Genomic DNA, 17,614 nt, shown 5'->3' with positions numbered 1-17,614 from the left:
TTATTTATATATATTATGAATTAAATAAATATAATTTATAAAAAAATGTTTTCTCATTAGTTCTTGCCTGTTTGATGGGAATTAATGAACAATAGTGGTTTTCAGGGTTGATTCAACTTATTTCTATATTTAGTTTCGTTAATTGGTAAAGTTTTAACTAACTTAACGTACGATCCCAATTGATTACTATGTATCCTTCTAGAGTATTTCTTTTATTTTTTATTTCCATTTTTTATACCGGTTTACTAGCTCAATCTTCTCATAAAGATTCTGTAGCACTTAAGAAGATAAGAGATCTTCAACAAGTCTCCCAAGCCACCTATAGAAAAGGTAATTTTGAATTGTATAAAAAATACGTAGACTCATTACAACAAATAACGGAAGATTACGGTTTTTTGGAGGATGAGATTTTGGCTATTGTAGGTCAAGGAATTTATTATAGCAATTTGGATGTATATCACGAATCTCTGAAGAAGTATCTGGTTGCTTTGGATAAGGCAAAAGAGTTACCCGAAAACTCTAAAACCAAGATCATTGTTTTAGCTAATTTGGGAAATATTTATAATAACCTTTCTCAATACGATAAGGCTTCTGAAACTTTTAAAAAAGTAATACGATTAGCAAAACAGCATGATAATCCAGAACGTGTTTTGATTGCATCATATAATGCTTTGGGGATTACAGCCATGCATCAAAAGAATTATGAAGAATCCTTAGTGTATGCTAAAAAGGTAGATAGTTTTGCGACAGCATTGGCTAGAAATGACATGAAGATTATAGCACTTAATAATATCGCAGATTGTTACACAAAGCTAAAGAAATATGAGAAAGCAAAACAAAATGCTACGGAAGCTTTAGCATTAATAACTAAAGAGGAATCTATAGAAAGTAAGGCGAATTCTTATTTACATCTTGGTGTAGCACATGTAGGATTGAAAGAATCTGAAAAAGCAATCGATAACCTTTTGCAAGTGGAAAGAATTGCAACTGAGAATAGTTTTTTAAGGTTGACAATGTATTCAAATAAGTATTTGGCAAAAGCATACGAATTACAGGAAGAATTGCAAAAAAGTATCAATGCATATAAAAAGTATGAGGAAGTTAAAGATGAGTATCTAAATAGTCTTTCTGAAGGGAAACGTATTATTGCTGAAAGAGATTTGGAAGAGCAAGAAATACAATTCGCAGAGGAAAAAGAGGTTTTGGAAAGCAGGAATAAAAGGGCACTATTTTTTGGCGCCCTAATAATCCTTTTAATAGCCTTGGGTATTTGGGTGTATTTTTATAAACGAAAGGTTGTACTAAAAAAGGAATCCGAAAGTCTAGCAAAGGATAAAGAACTTTTGGAAAATGAAAATCAAAGTCTAAGAGATAAGTTGAATGAAATTAGGATTCGAGAACAAAATCAAGAACTTGAAACAAGTGCCTCTAATACTTCCAATAAATATCAAAATTCTTCATTGAGTATTGAAGATAGAAACGTGTATGCGGAAAGAATCCTGAGATATATGGAAGAAGAAAAACCCTATCTCAATGAAGATCTAAAACAATCAGATTTTGCAACAGCTCTAGAGATGAATATACCGCAGGTTTCTGAAGTTTTAAATGCTTGCTTTCAAAAGAATTTTAATAATTTTTTGAATCTATACAGAATAAATGAGGTTAAAGAATTAATGAAAAACCCAATTTACGAGGAGTATAAAATTGTAGCCATTGGCTATGAAGCAGGTTTTAAAAGCAAGACTTCTTTTAATAGAGCATTTAAGAACCTTGTAGGAGTAACACCTTCTGAATACAGGAAAAAGAGTGCTTAAAGGACTATTTACACGTTTCAAATTATAATTTGAAACCTCTTCCCAAACATTTATAGCTAGTTTTGAAATGAACATTTTTAGAGGTGATCTTTTATGAATGCACAACTATGTTAAGGAAATCTAAAAACAGTGGTTTTCAAGGTTGATAGAAAAGTACACACCAGCTAGTTTTGTTTAAATCAACTGAAGAATTTCTATGAACACGGATTTTTTCAATGTATAAACAAGGGAAAATAGATCTTATATATGATTAAAAAAATACACCAACGTATCTTATTGTATGTATGCGGCATATTTATTAGTACAATTTTATTTAGTTTTTCTAATAGGAATCCTAGTGAGTTAGACTTGACAGCATTCGTTGGAGAGTTTACTTCTATTTGGGATACTACGCAAGAAGGTACTTCTGCAGATAATGAAATCACAATTCCTACGAATCCTGGATTTACTTATAATTATATAGTGGATTGGGGAGATGGATCTACAGATACGAATATTACGGGAGATATAACCCATACCTATGCCACGGCTGGCACCTATACTGTAAAAATAAGCGGGGATTTTCCTGCAATATATTTTAATGATGGTGGAGATAGGAGAAAAATCATTGAAATCTTGGAGTGGGGAATTATCGAGTGGCAAACTATGGAGGACGCTTTTCATGGTTGTGAAAACTTAAATTTTGATGCGATTGATGCTCCTGATTTATCTAGAGTGACAAGTTTAAAAAACATGTTTAGAGACTGTATTTCGTTTAACGGAATTGTAAACAATTGGGATGTAAGTACCATCGCAGATATGTCTGGTCTTTTTGCAGGTGCTCGTATTTTTAATAGACCGTTAGATAACTGGAATACAATTTCAGTAACAGACTTGTCTGAAACTTTTTTGGGAGCAAATTCCTTTAATGAACCTTTAGACAACTGGAATACAGCTTCGGTAACTACATTGTCTAGCACATTTGCTGCTGCTGGTAGATTCAATCAAAATATTAATAATTGGGATGTAAGTCAGGTAGCTACTATGAATAGTACATTTCAAGATGCTAATGATTTTAATCAACCTTTGAATAACTGGAATGTATCTAATGTTACCACTATGGCTCGCATGTTTGATGATGCCAGAGATTTTAATCAACCTCTGAATAATTGGAATGTGAGTAATGTAACTGATATGACAAGGATGTTTTATGGTTTTATTGGTATGGATTTCAATCAGCCTCTAGATAATTGGGATGTTGGTAATGTAACCAATATGCAGGAAATGTTTAGAGAATGTGAGTTCTTTAATCAATCTATTAATAATTGGAACGTATCTAATGTGACTAATATGAGTGGGATGTTTGAAAGAGCTGACTCATTTAATCAATCGCTTGACAATTGGAATGTGAGTGCGGTGACTGATATGAGTAACATGTTTGATAGTGCGATTGCGTTTGCACAGCCAATTGACAATTGGGATGTGAGTAATGTTACCAATATGTCCGAGATGTTCAGATCCTCTAGCTATAATCAACCAATCAATGCTTGGAATGTGAGTAGCGTTACCGATATGTCTGGAATGTTTAGTGGTGTCAGGTCAGATCTTTTACATCCATTCAATCAACCACTAGATAATTGGAATGTTTCTAATGTTACAAATATGAGTGGTATGTTTCGCTTTTGCGAATTTAATCAGCCCATAAATAATTGGACTGTTTCTTTAGTTAGTAATATGAGTAATATGTTCCAAGGAGCACCTGCTTTCAACCAACCATTAGATACATGGGATGTTGGTTTGGTTTCTAATTTTCGAGAAACATTTTCTAGTGCTTCAAGCTTTAATCAAAATTTATCGGTTTGGAATATTATGACCGCTACTAATATGACAAATATGTTGTCTAATAGTGGAATTTCTCAAGAGAATTATGATAATATTTTAATAGGTTGGGCCGCTCAGGCAGTTCAAAGTAATGTAAACTTGGGTGCTACTAATCTTGAGTATTGTGATGGAAGAGATGCTAGACAAGATTTAATAGATACTCATAATTGGAATATAACTGGCGATAGTGTGAATTGTACATTTGTACTCTGTACTCAAATCACTTCTCCAGTGGATGGGGATACCAATGTACCTGCTAATTCCGATATTCGATGGGATCCAGCACCAAATGCTACAGGATATAGAGTTAGTTTACGAAGAGAAAATGGTGGAACCACCCAAATGATTTATGACAATCAAGATTTTGGTAATGTGGTAGGATTGGATTTTACCAATGAATTCACTCCAGGAGATACGGTATATGTAACTGTAGTACCTTATAATGATGATGGACCAGCAACAGGATGCCCTGAAATTAGTTTTACCGTAGTTGAAAGTTGGGTTAATAGCCCTGATGCTTTTAAATTGACTTATGACACCAGAATTCAGGAAGCAAATCAGTCTACACCAACGAACCAATTGAGAATTCAAACTACTTCTGGATTAGCATATAATTATTCAATAGATTGGGGAGATGGACAATATGATAATAATGTAACAGGAGAAATTATACATACTTATTTAGTACCTGGAATTTATACAGTAAGTATTATTGGTACTTTTCCTTCTATTAGACATGCAGAGTTTAATAGTGATTCCATAAAATTACTTTCCATTGATCAATGGGGAACTCAAGTTTGGGAAAGTATGCAAAGTGCATTTGCAGGTTGCGAAAACATGGAATACAATGCTACAGATATTCCTGATCTTTCCAATGTTACTAGTATGAGTTCCATGTTTATTGTATGTAGAAATTTTAATGGAAATATCAATAATTGGGATGTTAGTAATGTAACCAATATGTCTGCTATGTTTGGAGTAACAGATCTATATAACCAACCTTTGGACAATTGGAATGTAAGTAATGTTACTAATATGGCTTTAATGTTTTTTAGAACAGAAATTTTTAATCAAAACATTAATAATTGGAACACATCAAATCTGCTGAACACATCAAGGATGTTTGAAGGAGCTGAAGCTTTTGATCAACCTTTAAATAACTGGGATGTTAGTAACGTAACGGACATGTCCGAAATGTTTCAGGATACAAATGCATTTAATCAACCATTAGATAACTGGGATGTAAGTAATGTTACTACCATGGAAGAAATGTTTGATAGCGCCGCTGTTTTTAATCAAAACATTGATAATTGGGATGTAAGTAGTGTAACCAATATGAATGATATGTTTGATAGCGCTACTGTATTCAATCAACCTTTAAATTCTTGGAATGTAGCAAATGTGACTTCTATGGATAGGATGTTTTATAATGCTACGGCTTTTAATCAACCACTAGATAATTGGGATGTTTCTGGAGCCGTAATTATGAGCAGTATGTTTTCACGTTCGTCCTCATTTAACCAAAATATCAATGGTTGGAATGTTACAAATGTAACTACTATGCGTGCCATGTTTAGTAATGCAGATGTGTTTAATGAACCCTTAGATAATTGGGATGTTAATTCTGTAGTGGATATGTCAAGTATGTTCCAAGGAGCAGATGTTTTTAATCAACCTTTAAATACCTGGAATGTTAGTGCTGTAGCAAATATGACTTCGATGTTTGAGGATACTTTGCTGTTCAACCAACCCTTAGATAATTGGGATGTAAGTTCTGTAACCATAATGAATTCTATGTTTGAAGGAGCTTCCGTGTTTAATCAAAATATTAATTCTTGGAATGTTGGCGTAGTTACGAATATGCAATCGATGTTTCAGGATGCTATAACTTTTAATGAACCTTTAAATTCCTGGAATACAGGAGAATTGCAGAACACACAGGAAATGTTTAGTGGAGCAGTTGCCTTTAATCAAAATATTGATGCATGGAATGTTTCTTTTGTCACTACCATGGAAGAAATGTTTCGAGATGCAATAAGTTATAACCAAGGAATGGACTCATGGAATGTTGCTTCGGTTACAACAATGGAAGGGATGTTCCGTAATGCAACGGCTTTCAATGAAAATATAAGTAGTTGGAATGTTAGAGGTGTAAATACCATGGAATCTATGTTTGACGGTGCTACTTCTTTTAATCAACTTCTGAACAATTGGAGAGTAAGTGGAGTTGAAAATATGGATTATATGTTTCGAAATGCTTCCAGTTATAATCAGGAAATGAATATGTGGATTATTGGGAACGTAAGTATGCGATCGATGTTTGAGGATGCAACGATCTTTGATCAATTCTTAGGAGATTGGAATGTGAGTAATGTGAGCAATATGCAAGAAATGCTTGATAATACAGCCTTATCTAGAGAAAATTATGATAATACTTTGATTTCTTGGTCAGAGCAATCACTAACTCCAGGGATTAATCTCGGTGCAGAGACCTTACTCTATTGTGAAAGTATAGCCCAAAGACAATCCATGATCGATAATTATGGATGGATTTTTACAGATGATATTCTTGATTGTCCCATACCAGTGTGTACACAACTTATTTCTCCAGAAAATGGTGATGTAGATGTGCCTGTAAATACTAATTTGGTATGGGAATCTGTGCTATATGCAACATCTTATGATCTTACGATTACTTTACAACCAAGTGGCACAGTTATTACTGAAACTGTAACTACTACATCTTATGAATTTGCAGCTAATGCATTAGTAGGCTCCACTAGTGTGACTGTTTTGATAGAACCCAGAAATGATGAAGGAGTTGCAACAGGTTGTGTTTCCGAATCATTTAGTTTATCTACAGATGTTGCATCCGTACCAGAATGTACTTCATTAGTAGATCCTGTAAATGGAAGTGCTGATATAGTCATTGATACTAATCTTTCGTGGGATGCTATTCCAGATGCAGATGGTTATTTGATTACAGTTGGAACAACTTCTGGAGGAAACGATATTATCAATAATCAAGATGTTGGTAATATTACCACCTATGATTTACCAACGGATTTACCAGAGGATACTGAGATTTTTGTGTCGATAACCCCTTACAATGAAGAAGGAAATGCTGCAGGATGTGTGGAAGAAAGTTTTACAACAGAATTAATTCCAGTTGTGCCTTCTTGTACAACTATTTCAGACCCATTAAACGGTGCTACAAATGTCCCCATAGACACCAATTTAAGTTGGAGTAGTGTAGATGGAGCAAATGGTTATTTAGTTTCAGTTGGGACTACTCAAGGAGGTATTGAAATTGCCAATAGCATTGATGTCGGTAATACAACTACCTATGATTTTCCTTTTGACCTTATTGAAAATAGAACGTTTTATGTTACGATTATTCCGTATAATGCTGTGGGAGATGCAGTAGCTTGTACTGAAGAAAGTTTTAGAACTGGAGACTCTACATTAAATGATCCTCCGAGTTGTACAACTCTTACAGATCCTCTTAATGGAGCTATTGATGTTTTATTAACGACAAACCTTACCTGGAATAGTAGTTCGAATACAGATGGTTATAGGTTAACTGTTGGAACTACATCGGGTGGAAGCGATATCGTAAATAATTTGGATGTTGGTAATACGACAACATACGATTTACCAGCAGATTTGCCTGAAACTACAGAAATATATGTGACTATCATTCCTTACAATGGTTTTGGTGATGCTACTGGCTGTACCGAAGAAAGTTTTACTACCGAAACTTTGGCAACCATTCCAGGTTGTACCAATTTATCTTCTCCATTAAATGGAGCTACTGATGTTTCCATTGCCACAGACCTAAGTTGGAATGTTGTTGCGGATGCAACAGGTTATAGATTAATTATTGGAACTACATCGGGAGGAAGCGATATCGTAAATAATTTGGATGTTGGTAATGTAATAACATATGATGTTCCAACTGATTTGCCCGAAAACACCCAGATATTTGTAACTATCATTCCTTATAATGCTGTAGGCGACGCTACTGGCTGTACCGAAGAGAATTTTACTACCGAAACTTTGGCAACCATTCCAGTTTGTACCAATTTATCGAGTCCATTAAATGGAGCTACTGATGTTTCCATTGCCACGGATCTAAATTGGAATACGGTTACAGATGCAACAGGTTATAGATTAATTGTTGGAACTACATCAGGTGGAAGCGATATCGTAAATAATTTGGATGTTGGTAATGTAATAACATATGATGTTCCAACTGATTTGCCCGAAAACACCCAGATATTTGTAACTATCATTCCTTATAATGTTGTAGGCGACGCTACTGGCTGTACCGAAGAGAGTTTTACTACCGAAACTTTAGAAACTATTCCAGGTTGTACCAGTTTATCTTCTCCATTAAATGGAGCTACCGATGTTTCTATTGCCACAGATCTAAGTTGGAATGCTGTTGCTAATGCGACAGGTTATAGGTTAATTGTTGGAACTACATCTGGTGGAAGCGATATCGTAAATAATTTGGATGTTGGTAATGTAATAACATATGATGTTCCAACTGATTTGCCCGAAAACACTCAGATATTTGTAACCATCATTCCTTATAATGCTTTGGGAGATGCTACTGGCTGTACCGAAGAAAGTTTTACTACCGAAACTTTAGCAATTATTCCAAGTTGCACCAGTTTATCTTCTCCATTAAATGGAACTACTGATGTTTTTATTACTACAGACTTAAGTTGGAATGCTGTTCCAGATGCTACAGGTTATAGATTAGTTGTTGGAACTACATCGAATGGAAGTGATATTGTAAATAATTTGGATGTTGGTAATGTAACAACATATGATGTTCCAACTGATTTGCCCGAAAACACCCAGATATTTGTAACTATCATTCCTTATAATGCTGTGGGAGATGCTACGGGCTGTACCGAAGAGAATTTTACTACCGAAACTTTAGCAACTATTCCAGGTTGTACCAGTTTATCTTCTCCATTAAATGGAGCTACTGATGTTTCCATTGCTACAGACCTAAGTTGGAATACCGCGACTGATGCAACAGGGTATCTTATTTCTGTTGGAACTACTTCTGGAGGAGCTGATATTATAAATAATGAAGACGTTGGTAATGCAACAACATATGAATTGCCAGAAGATTTGCCAGAGGCTACAGAAATATTCGTAACCATCATTCCTTACAATACTGTAGGTGATGCTATAGGCTGTGCCGAGCAGAGTTTTATTACTGAGACACTCGTAGTAGCTATTGAAGACGATACTAAATATGGATTTTCGCCAGACGGTGATGGTATTAATGAGTTTTGGGAAATAGACGGGATAGAAAATTATCCTGAAAATGTTGTTTCTATATACAACCGTTGGGGAGATATGGTATTTGAAATTTCAGGATATAATAATACTTCAAGGGTTTTTAGAGGGACAGCAAACAGGTTAACAAATCTTGGAGGTGGCGAACTACCAGAAGGAACATATTTTTTCAACATTCGTATTGCTAACCCTAATTCACTTAAAAAACTAAAAGGCTTTTTAGTTTTAAAACGATAGACTTTATGAGAAAATATATATACCTACTAATGGCGGTAATGCTATCGTCATACTATAATAACACGAGAGCTCAACAGACACCAGTTTTCTCCGATTATTACTACAATCAAGTTTTAATAAACCCCGCTCATTCAGGTTATTATTCAGATACAGAGGTAAGTTTGAGTAATTTTGGGTACCTGAGTGGGTTTGAGGGGAATCCTAGAACTTTTTCTGGAATTGTAAGTACCAACGCCTTTGAAAATAGTGTTGGAATTAGTGGAGGTTTTATAAGTGATCAGATAGGAGTAACCACAGCCACAACGATTTTCGCTTCATATGCCTATAAAATATTCTTTGATCATAATTATAACAGAGCTCGTTGGTGGAATTATAATCCAAATGTACTTTCCTTTGGGTTAACCACTGGTGTGCTTTTTTTTAATGAAGATTTATCAAGATTAAATATTCAAGGTGATCCGAACTTCCAAAACGATGTAAATGTGACAGTACCAACTTTTGGATTTGGAATATTATATAATCATAATAAACTGTACATTGGATTTTCTGCGCAGAATCTATTTTCTAATAGTATTGCTTCCGATCAAAATGTGAATATTCAAACACCATATTATTTATATGGTGGATATAAATTATACTTAAGTCGATTTGAAGAAATAAGAATACAACCAAGTGCATTAATAAAGTTTGAAGCAGATGCACCAGCTCAATTTGATTTGAATGTTTCGGTTAATTATAAAAATAAAATTGAAATTGGAGCTGGTTATCGCAGTAGTTCATCCTTAAATGCACTTGCAGGGCTTTACTTCTTAAAAAATTGGCGTTTCGCGTATAGTTATACTGCATTTAACAGAGATACTCCATTTAATAATACAAACGGATTTATTTTAACATACCGATCTGGAGAAGGATTTTAGTAGCACGAAGAAATCATATAAGAATTCAAAAATTATAGAACTTTTTAAGAAAGATATTTTTGAATTTAGAAATACTTATTAATATTTCATGGTGGAATTCCAATGATAAAAATAGGTTGTTTTCTGGTTTTTTAGTTTTTTAAAGGTGTTTTAAAAAATTGATTTTCAGTTGTTTGTATTTATGTATCCCTAAATGTGAATTATTAAAGTCATATGAAGTAGTAATATTACCATGGCTTAATTTTAACTCTTTAAAAAATGATTCACGCAAACGATATAGTAAGTAGATCTTTATCTATCGTCTTATGTATTCTAAGTGTTATTACACTTTGCGTGAGTTGTAGTAATGATGATTCTGCTAATGACGGAATTAGAATTCCAGCTATTCTTGGTTTTTCACCAGAATCTGGTGAACCTGGGGATGAAATAACTATAGTAGGTACAGATTTGTTAAATGCAACTGAAGTTTCTTTTAATGGGATTACGTCAACTATTAGTGATAATAAATTAAGATCACTTACAACAATAGTCCCAGAAGGAGGCACAACTGGTAAGTTGTCTATTACTACCGAAGGTGGTATAGCGATTAGCGTAGAAAGTTTTGAAGTTGTTGTTCTTGGTGCTGCTCAGGTAACAGATATTACACCAAAGTCTGCTCAGGTTGGACAAGAGATTATCTTAACAGGAACAGCGATGGCTACCGTAAATAAGGTTACTGTTGGAGGAATAGACGGAACGATTATAAATACATCAGAAACAGAGGTAGTTTTTACCCTAGGTGCATCTCCGATTGGTCTTAGTGCAATCCAATTAACTAGTGAAGGAGGTGTTTCTTCTACAGATGTTAATTCAAATGAATTCTATGTTGTCGAAGTTATGACTCCATATTTTGAAACTTTTGATGAAGCAACCGTTCTTTTTAGTTCTGGTGGCGATGCAGAGATTTCAAATCTTGGTGTTAGTGATATATTGCCATCAGATGCTACGTTGGTTCCTAACCCTATAGATAATAATTTTTATTACATCGGAGGAACTAGCGATACAGGAGATTCAGGATCCTACACAGGACAAATAGGTCATTCTAGAGAATCCTCTGGATTCTTCGCAGATTTTTTTAATGAAGATAGTAGAGAATTAACACAACTATATTTTAATATTCAAATTAATTTTCAAGGTATTCCAAATGATTATAGTGGTCCATTAGCTGGTTTTAGGTTACGATTCGATGAAGGTTACGATGCGGATGGTGATGGATCTACGACAGATGAATATGTAGAATTTAGACCAAGTTTACAAAACCTGGAAGATTTAGGTTATATACCTAATGATGATGGCTGGTATACTTTATCGATAAGTTTTGATCAGTTTGTTAATTCTGGACCATCAGGAGGAACTGGAACTTGGTCGGTATATGCAGTGGAAACCTTAACAAGATTTGCAATTGCTTCAAGAAGAGAGCATGATGGCGAATACTCACTGAGTATTGATAATATCTACATTACTAAAGGAGGTCCTTTACATGTAAGATAGGTAATAATAAACGAATAAATGTGCTGTTTTTTTCAATGAAAAAGACGCTAAAAGCATACTAAAAACAAGTAAAATGAGTTATAAAACCGTCGAGAATAATGTCTTAGACGGGAAACAAAAAACATTATTTAAGTGTTCTTTAAAATTAGACAAACTTAAATAGAAGTATTTAAAATCAGAAATAAGTATATAATTGAGACTATGGGTTTATTAGATTAGTAAGCTTAGGTTATAATTATTCCAGATCTTACGAATATTTCTGAATTAAATATGATTGCAAGTAAGTTCGATATCTAAATTCTATCTACCACCCTTCCGGAGTTTAGACATATCATTTTTTAATTATTGGATCATACCAGAAGAGTATCTGGCATGGTATAATGAATACTGTTGTATAATACAGTTAAGGTATGCGTTGTTTTAGTTCTTTCAATTTCTAAAACAAAATCATGCTTGCTGATATTTTCGAGAGTAACATCAATACCTGTCGATTTCTTTTCAAGGTAATTACGATACGCTACAAAACATTTGATACTGTTTTGTGTAACTAAGTGTATCTGATCACTTATAACTATAAATAACACAAACAATGTAATTATGAGAATGCATTACACACACAAGAAACACTTTTTAGTAAAAAGATTGCTATGGCTGGCAATATTCTTATTTGTCACAGCAGGAGCATTTGCTCAAACTATTGTCCAGAAACATGGAAGGTTAAAGGTACAAGGAAATCAAATAGTTGATAAGAATAATAATCCAGTGAGTTTAGCAGGAAATAGTCTGTTTTGGAGTAACGCTACCGACACATCAGATTTTTATGATGCAGAAACTGTTGAACATTTGGTGAGCAATTGGAACAGCTCAATAGTTAGAGCAGCTATGGGAGTAAAAGAATCTTGGGATGGAGGAACTGGTTATATAGATAGCCCTAATTTTCAGAAAAATAAGGTTCGAAAAATAATTGATGCTGCAATAGCTCAGGGAGTGTATGTAATTATTGATTGGCATACTCATGAAGCAGAACAGTATACATCTGAGGCTGCAGATTTCTTTAGAGAAATGGCATCTTTATACGGTAACCAGCCTAATGTAATTTATGAAGTTTATAATGAACCTATAAATCAATCTTGGTCACAAGTAAAAAGCTATGCAGAAACCGTTATTGCGGCTATCCGATCTGAGGATCCAGATAATTTGATTATTGTTGGGTCTCCTACTTGGTCACAAGATGTGGATATCGCATCAAATAATCCTATTAACGACTCAAATACAGCATATACACTGCATTTTTATTCAGGAACACACACGCAGTTTTTAAGAAATAAAGCACAGACTGCAATGAATAATGGAGTAGCATTATTTGTAACAGAGTGGGGAGCTGTAAATGCCAATGGAGATGGAAATGCAGATGTTCAGGAGACAGAAAGATGGATGGAATTCTTTAGAGATAACAATATTAGCCATGTAAATTGGGCGGTTAGTGATAAATCTGAAGGGTCATCTATAGTGAAGCCAGGCCAAGGAATAAATGGCTTAAAAAACAATCAACTTACTGATACAGGAGTATATATTAAAAGTCTTATAGAGAATTGGACTGAAAATTCTGATGGTGGTGGAGACGGAGATAATGGAGAACCAGGAATAATCAATTGTAATACAGTAGATTGTATTAGAAATGCGATGCAAAATGCACAACCAGGAGACGAAATTATTATAGCTTCTGGTACGTATGAAGCTCCAGACAAGATTAATATTGGAGGAAGAGCAACAAGATATGCTTCAGACAGAAATGGAACGCAGTCTAATCCAATTATCATGAGAGCCCAAAATCCATCAAACCCACCAATACTAAAAGGTGAAAATGGTAAATATGATGGTTATGTTTTACATATGCTTGGAGATTATTGGGAAATAAAGAATATCATTTTTGAAGAAGGTTCTAAAGGGATTGTATTTGACAATGCCAATCACGGTCTTTTAGAAAATGTAACAGTAAGAGAATTGGGAGAAGAAGGGATTCACCTTAGAGATGGATCTAGTTTTAACCTAGTAAAAGACTGTAGAGTATACAATGTAGGAATTAAAAAGCCAGGAATCGGCGAAGGATTGTATGTGGGATCAGACAAAGGACAGCATGACCAATATGAAAGAGAATGTAACAATAATACCATTGATGGTTGTATCGTAGGACCTAATGTAACTGCAGAAGGTGTAGATGTAAAAGAAGGTACTAAAAATACGATTATCCGTAATTGTACTTTCTCTGCACAAGGTCTTTCTGGAGAAAATAGTGCGGATGCATTCATAGATCTTAAAGGAGCATATGGTTTTGTATATAATAATACCTTCAACATCGATGGATCTAATATTCTTAATGCAGGAGTGGATTTCTTAGATAGAGGAACTGGATTTAATACAGGTTATAGAAATGCCATTTTTAATAATACATTTAATTTAGGAAGTAGAGCAAACGAAATACAAACAGCTCGAAAAAAACAAGGAGATCCTTCCGAAATTCATGTATGGAATAATACGCGTAATCCAAATTCTCCTGATTTCCCAGTGAGCGATGGAACCATAAATTTTGTAACAGAATCATGTCCTAGTTGGAATATCGTGCCTTGTAATGGAGGCGGTCCTAATCAAGCACCTAACGTATCATTTGCTTCTCCTTCAAGTAATTTTTCATTAGAAGAGGGATATACTAGCTTGGAAGTGGTTGTAAACGCTTCTGATGCTGATGGTTCCGTAAGCAATGTGAAATTATATGTGGATAATAATCTAATTCGTCAGGAGAATTCAGCACCTTATGAATGGGGACAAGGAAGTAATGCAGCCGAATTAGTAGGGTTATCTGTGGGAACACATACGTTTAAAGCTGAAGCTACTGATAATGATGGAGCCAAAAGTTCTACTACAATTACGTTAACGGTAACTAGTGGTGATACTGGTGGAGATCAAGGCCCTTCAATTTCATTTGCTTCTCCATCCTCTAATCTAACTGTTGATGAAGGATATACGAGTCTTTATGTAAAGGTAAATGCAAGTGATAGTGATGGATCAATAGACAATGTAAAATTATATATTAATAATAATTTTGTGAGACAAGAAAGATTTGATCCGTATGAATGGGGACATAGCACTTCTCCAAACCCAGCAGAAACCACTAATTTACCTGCGGGGAATCATACGTTCAAAGCAGTTGCTACAGACAATGAAGGAAACACAGCAGAAACATCGTTTGTATTAACGGTGAATGGTGGAGACGGTAATGGCGATGGAGACGGTGATGGAAGTGGAGATAGTTGTGCTTTTGGAGCTCCTTTAAATAGTGCATTGCCAGCATTTGATAATATTTCCTATACCGACGTACATATACTTGGAAATGGAGGACCATCCTTAAGTAACTTCAGAAAATTTAGTATTAATTGGAATCCACAATACAATGGATTGTATCAATTTGCAATGAATACGAATAATGGTAATCCAAATTGGTACGTGGATCTTAGACCTTTTAGTAATGCTAATTTTAATGGAAATAATCCAGAGGTTACTATTAGCAATTCTGGAATAAGCGGTTTTGATGGATCTTATTGGGTAACAAAAGATGGAGCTAATTTTGTAATGGTTTCCAAGAATGGAGGTTATACAATTTACTTTAGTAATTCAAGCTCAGCACCTAATTGTGACAATAAATCACCTATTGAAGAAGACAAGATATCTGATATCAAATTGTTCCCAAATCCTGTAAGTGATAATATCTTGAATGTAAGAGGTATTTCTCAAGAAAAATCTACTTTAGAAATAGCAGATATGCAAGGTAAAATTGTACTACAAAAACATATAGAAGGAACCGATACAGGATTAGATGTCTCGAATCTAAAATCAGGAATGTATGTCCTTATTATCAAAGGACTAAAATTCAGAAAATCTATACTATTTACTAAGCAATAAATTGTCTTAGCCAAGTTAATCATCAGGAAGTTGCGAATACTACCTGATGGTTATTCTCATGATTTTAAAATAAACGTCCCATGAAATCAATATACTATTTATTAACAGGTTTATTGATACTATTATCGAATGTTGCCATAGCTCAACAAGATTTAGTATATCAATACGATTTTGATCATTTACCTTCAGGTCAATATAATAGAGACATGATACGAGATGCTCTGGATGTCTCTTTTTGTAAAGGAGCTGATGAAGGAAGAGTTTTTATAGAAGATTTCCCAAATCAAGGAAAAGTTCTAAAAGTTAAATATCCCAAAGGAAAAGTAAAAACCAATGATAGTGGAATGCACACTAAGGTGTATTGGGAGGATACAGGAGAAAACCTAGATGAATTATACATCAGTTATATGGTGTATTTTCCTAATGATTTTGAATTTAGAGCAGGTGGAAAATTACCTGGATTATCCTATCAAACCTCAGAAAGAAATATGTCACTTCGACTCATGTGGAGATATGATGGTCTTGCAGAGTTTTATGTGCATTACAATACAGAACCTAGTTGGGATGGATGGCACGCCTCTATTAACTGGAGTTTGATAGATCCCTACGAGGAACCTAATGGAAATCCACAACCAGATCAGGTAAAATTTAAAAAAGGACAATGGAATAAGATAGAATTGTATAATAAATTAAATACTCCTGGTCAAAATAACGGTATTATGAGAGCTTGGCTTAATGGTCAATTAGCCATAGATATTACCGATAATGGTGACTATCGCCAGGCTGATGAAGGAGATATTCATTTAAATTCCATCTATTTATCTACCTTTTTTGGAGGTAGTGATGAGACTTTCCAACCAACCAAAGATATATATGCATATTTTGATGAGTTTAAAGTATCAAAAAACAGAATTGACGATTCTGGCGATAATGGTGGTGATGGGGACAATGGCGGTGATACAAATCAGAACCCTTCAATTTCTTTTAATACTCCATCAAGCAATAATCTTGAGGTTGAGGAAGGATATAGTCTATATGTAGATGTAAATGCTTCGGATAATGACGGTAGCATCAATAATGTGAAATTATATGTAGATGGTAATTTTATAAGACAAGAAAATGTAGCTCCTTACGAATGGGGGCATGCGAATTCTCCAAATCCCAATGAAATAAATAATTTACCTGTAGGGACACATATAATAAAAGCAATTGCTACTGATAATGAAGGTGCAACCGCCGAAACCACTTTTACGCTTACTGTTACCAATGAAGATGGAGACGGTGATGGTGATACTGGAGGTGATGGAAATTGCTCTTTTGGTATACCTATAAGTAATAGTATTCCTAGTATTGATAAAACATCTTTTTCTAATGTATACATTTTAGGTGATAATGGGCCCACGCTAAGTAATTTTAGAAAGATGACAATCAATTGGAATGCTGCTAATAATGGGTTATATCAATTTGCTTTTAATACGAATAATGGTGTGCCTGCTTATTATGTAGATCTAAAAAATAAACTTACCCATACATTAGGACAGTCAAACCCTTCTATAACTATAGATAATTCTGGAATATCAGGATTAGATGGTTCTTACTGGATTACAACAAATGAGGAAGATTTTGTAATGGTATCTAAAAACAGAGGATTCACTTTATATTTTAGTAATACTAACCAAAGTCCTACTTGTGATAATAAGCAAAATCCAGACTTAGAAAATATATCAGAATTCTCTTATTATCCCAATCCGGTAAAGAATTCACTTCTTTTAAAAGGTCTTGATACTGATATTCAGGAAATCGTCATATATAATATTAATGGACAAAGGATTAAAGCTCTTAAAACCAGAACTAAAGAAACCTCTATGTCTATTGATGTTACCTCACTAAACAACGGTATTTATTTTATGGAACTCAAATCTTTTAAAGGCAAATCTAAAAGATACAAGCTAGTAAAAATCTAAACACAAACTGAAC

The 17,614-nt window shown here is 34.2% G+C and carries 7 protein-coding genes; 6 read left to right on the top strand and 1 reads right to left on the bottom strand.

Features of this window, described 5'->3' with window-relative positions; translation table 11 throughout:
* Positions 1-188: 188 nt before the first annotated feature.
* From Q1A73_RS08330 to Q1A73_RS08315, 4 genes are all read left to right on the top strand, one after another.
* Entirely contained in the window at positions 189-1,814 is a 1,626-nt protein-coding gene (locus Q1A73_RS08330; protein WP_299604114.1) for an AraC family transcriptional regulator, read from the top strand.
* A gap of 246 nt (positions 1,815-2,060) precedes the next feature.
* Positions 2,061-9,233, top strand: a complete 7,173-nt coding sequence (locus Q1A73_RS08325) for a BspA family leucine-rich repeat surface protein (protein WP_299604112.1) — start codon at positions 2,061-2,063, stop codon at positions 9,231-9,233.
* 5 nt (positions 9,234-9,238) lie between these two features.
* Complete coding sequence (locus Q1A73_RS08320; protein WP_299604110.1) at positions 9,239-10,150, top strand: PorP/SprF family type IX secretion system membrane protein; 912 nt, start codon at positions 9,239-9,241, stop codon at positions 10,148-10,150.
* Between the two features lie 258 nt (positions 10,151-10,408).
* Positions 10,409-11,680, top strand: a complete 1,272-nt coding sequence (locus tag Q1A73_RS08315; RefSeq protein WP_299604108.1) for an IPT/TIG domain-containing protein — start codon at positions 10,409-10,411, stop codon at positions 11,678-11,680.
* A 350-nt stretch (positions 11,681-12,030) separates the two neighbouring features.
* Here the strand turns inward: Q1A73_RS08315 and Q1A73_RS08310 are convergent, their stop codons facing one another.
* Positions 12,031-12,264 (bottom strand): hypothetical protein, encoded by a 234-nt coding sequence (locus Q1A73_RS08310; protein ID WP_299604105.1) that lies wholly within the window; start codon positions 12,262-12,264, stop codon positions 12,031-12,033.
* A gap of 13 nt (positions 12,265-12,277) precedes the next feature.
* Between Q1A73_RS08310 and Q1A73_RS08305 the strand changes: the two genes are divergently transcribed.
* Entirely contained in the window at positions 12,278-15,637 is a 3,360-nt protein-coding gene (locus tag Q1A73_RS08305; RefSeq protein ID WP_299604102.1) for a cellulase family glycosylhydrolase, read from the top strand.
* A gap of 80 nt (positions 15,638-15,717) precedes the next feature.
* Positions 15,718-17,601 carry a polysaccharide lyase gene (locus tag Q1A73_RS08300; protein WP_299604099.1) on the top strand — a complete coding sequence of 628 codons (1,884 nt, stop codon included), beginning with the start codon at positions 15,718-15,720 and terminating at the stop codon, positions 17,599-17,601.
* Positions 17,602-17,614: the final 13 nt, after the last annotated feature.

Source organism: uncultured Aquimarina sp., assembly GCF_947492115.1.
Taxonomy (GTDB): Bacteria; Bacteroidota; Bacteroidia; order Flavobacteriales; family Flavobacteriaceae; genus Aquimarina.
This window is presented reverse-complemented; position numbering and strand designations above follow the sequence as displayed.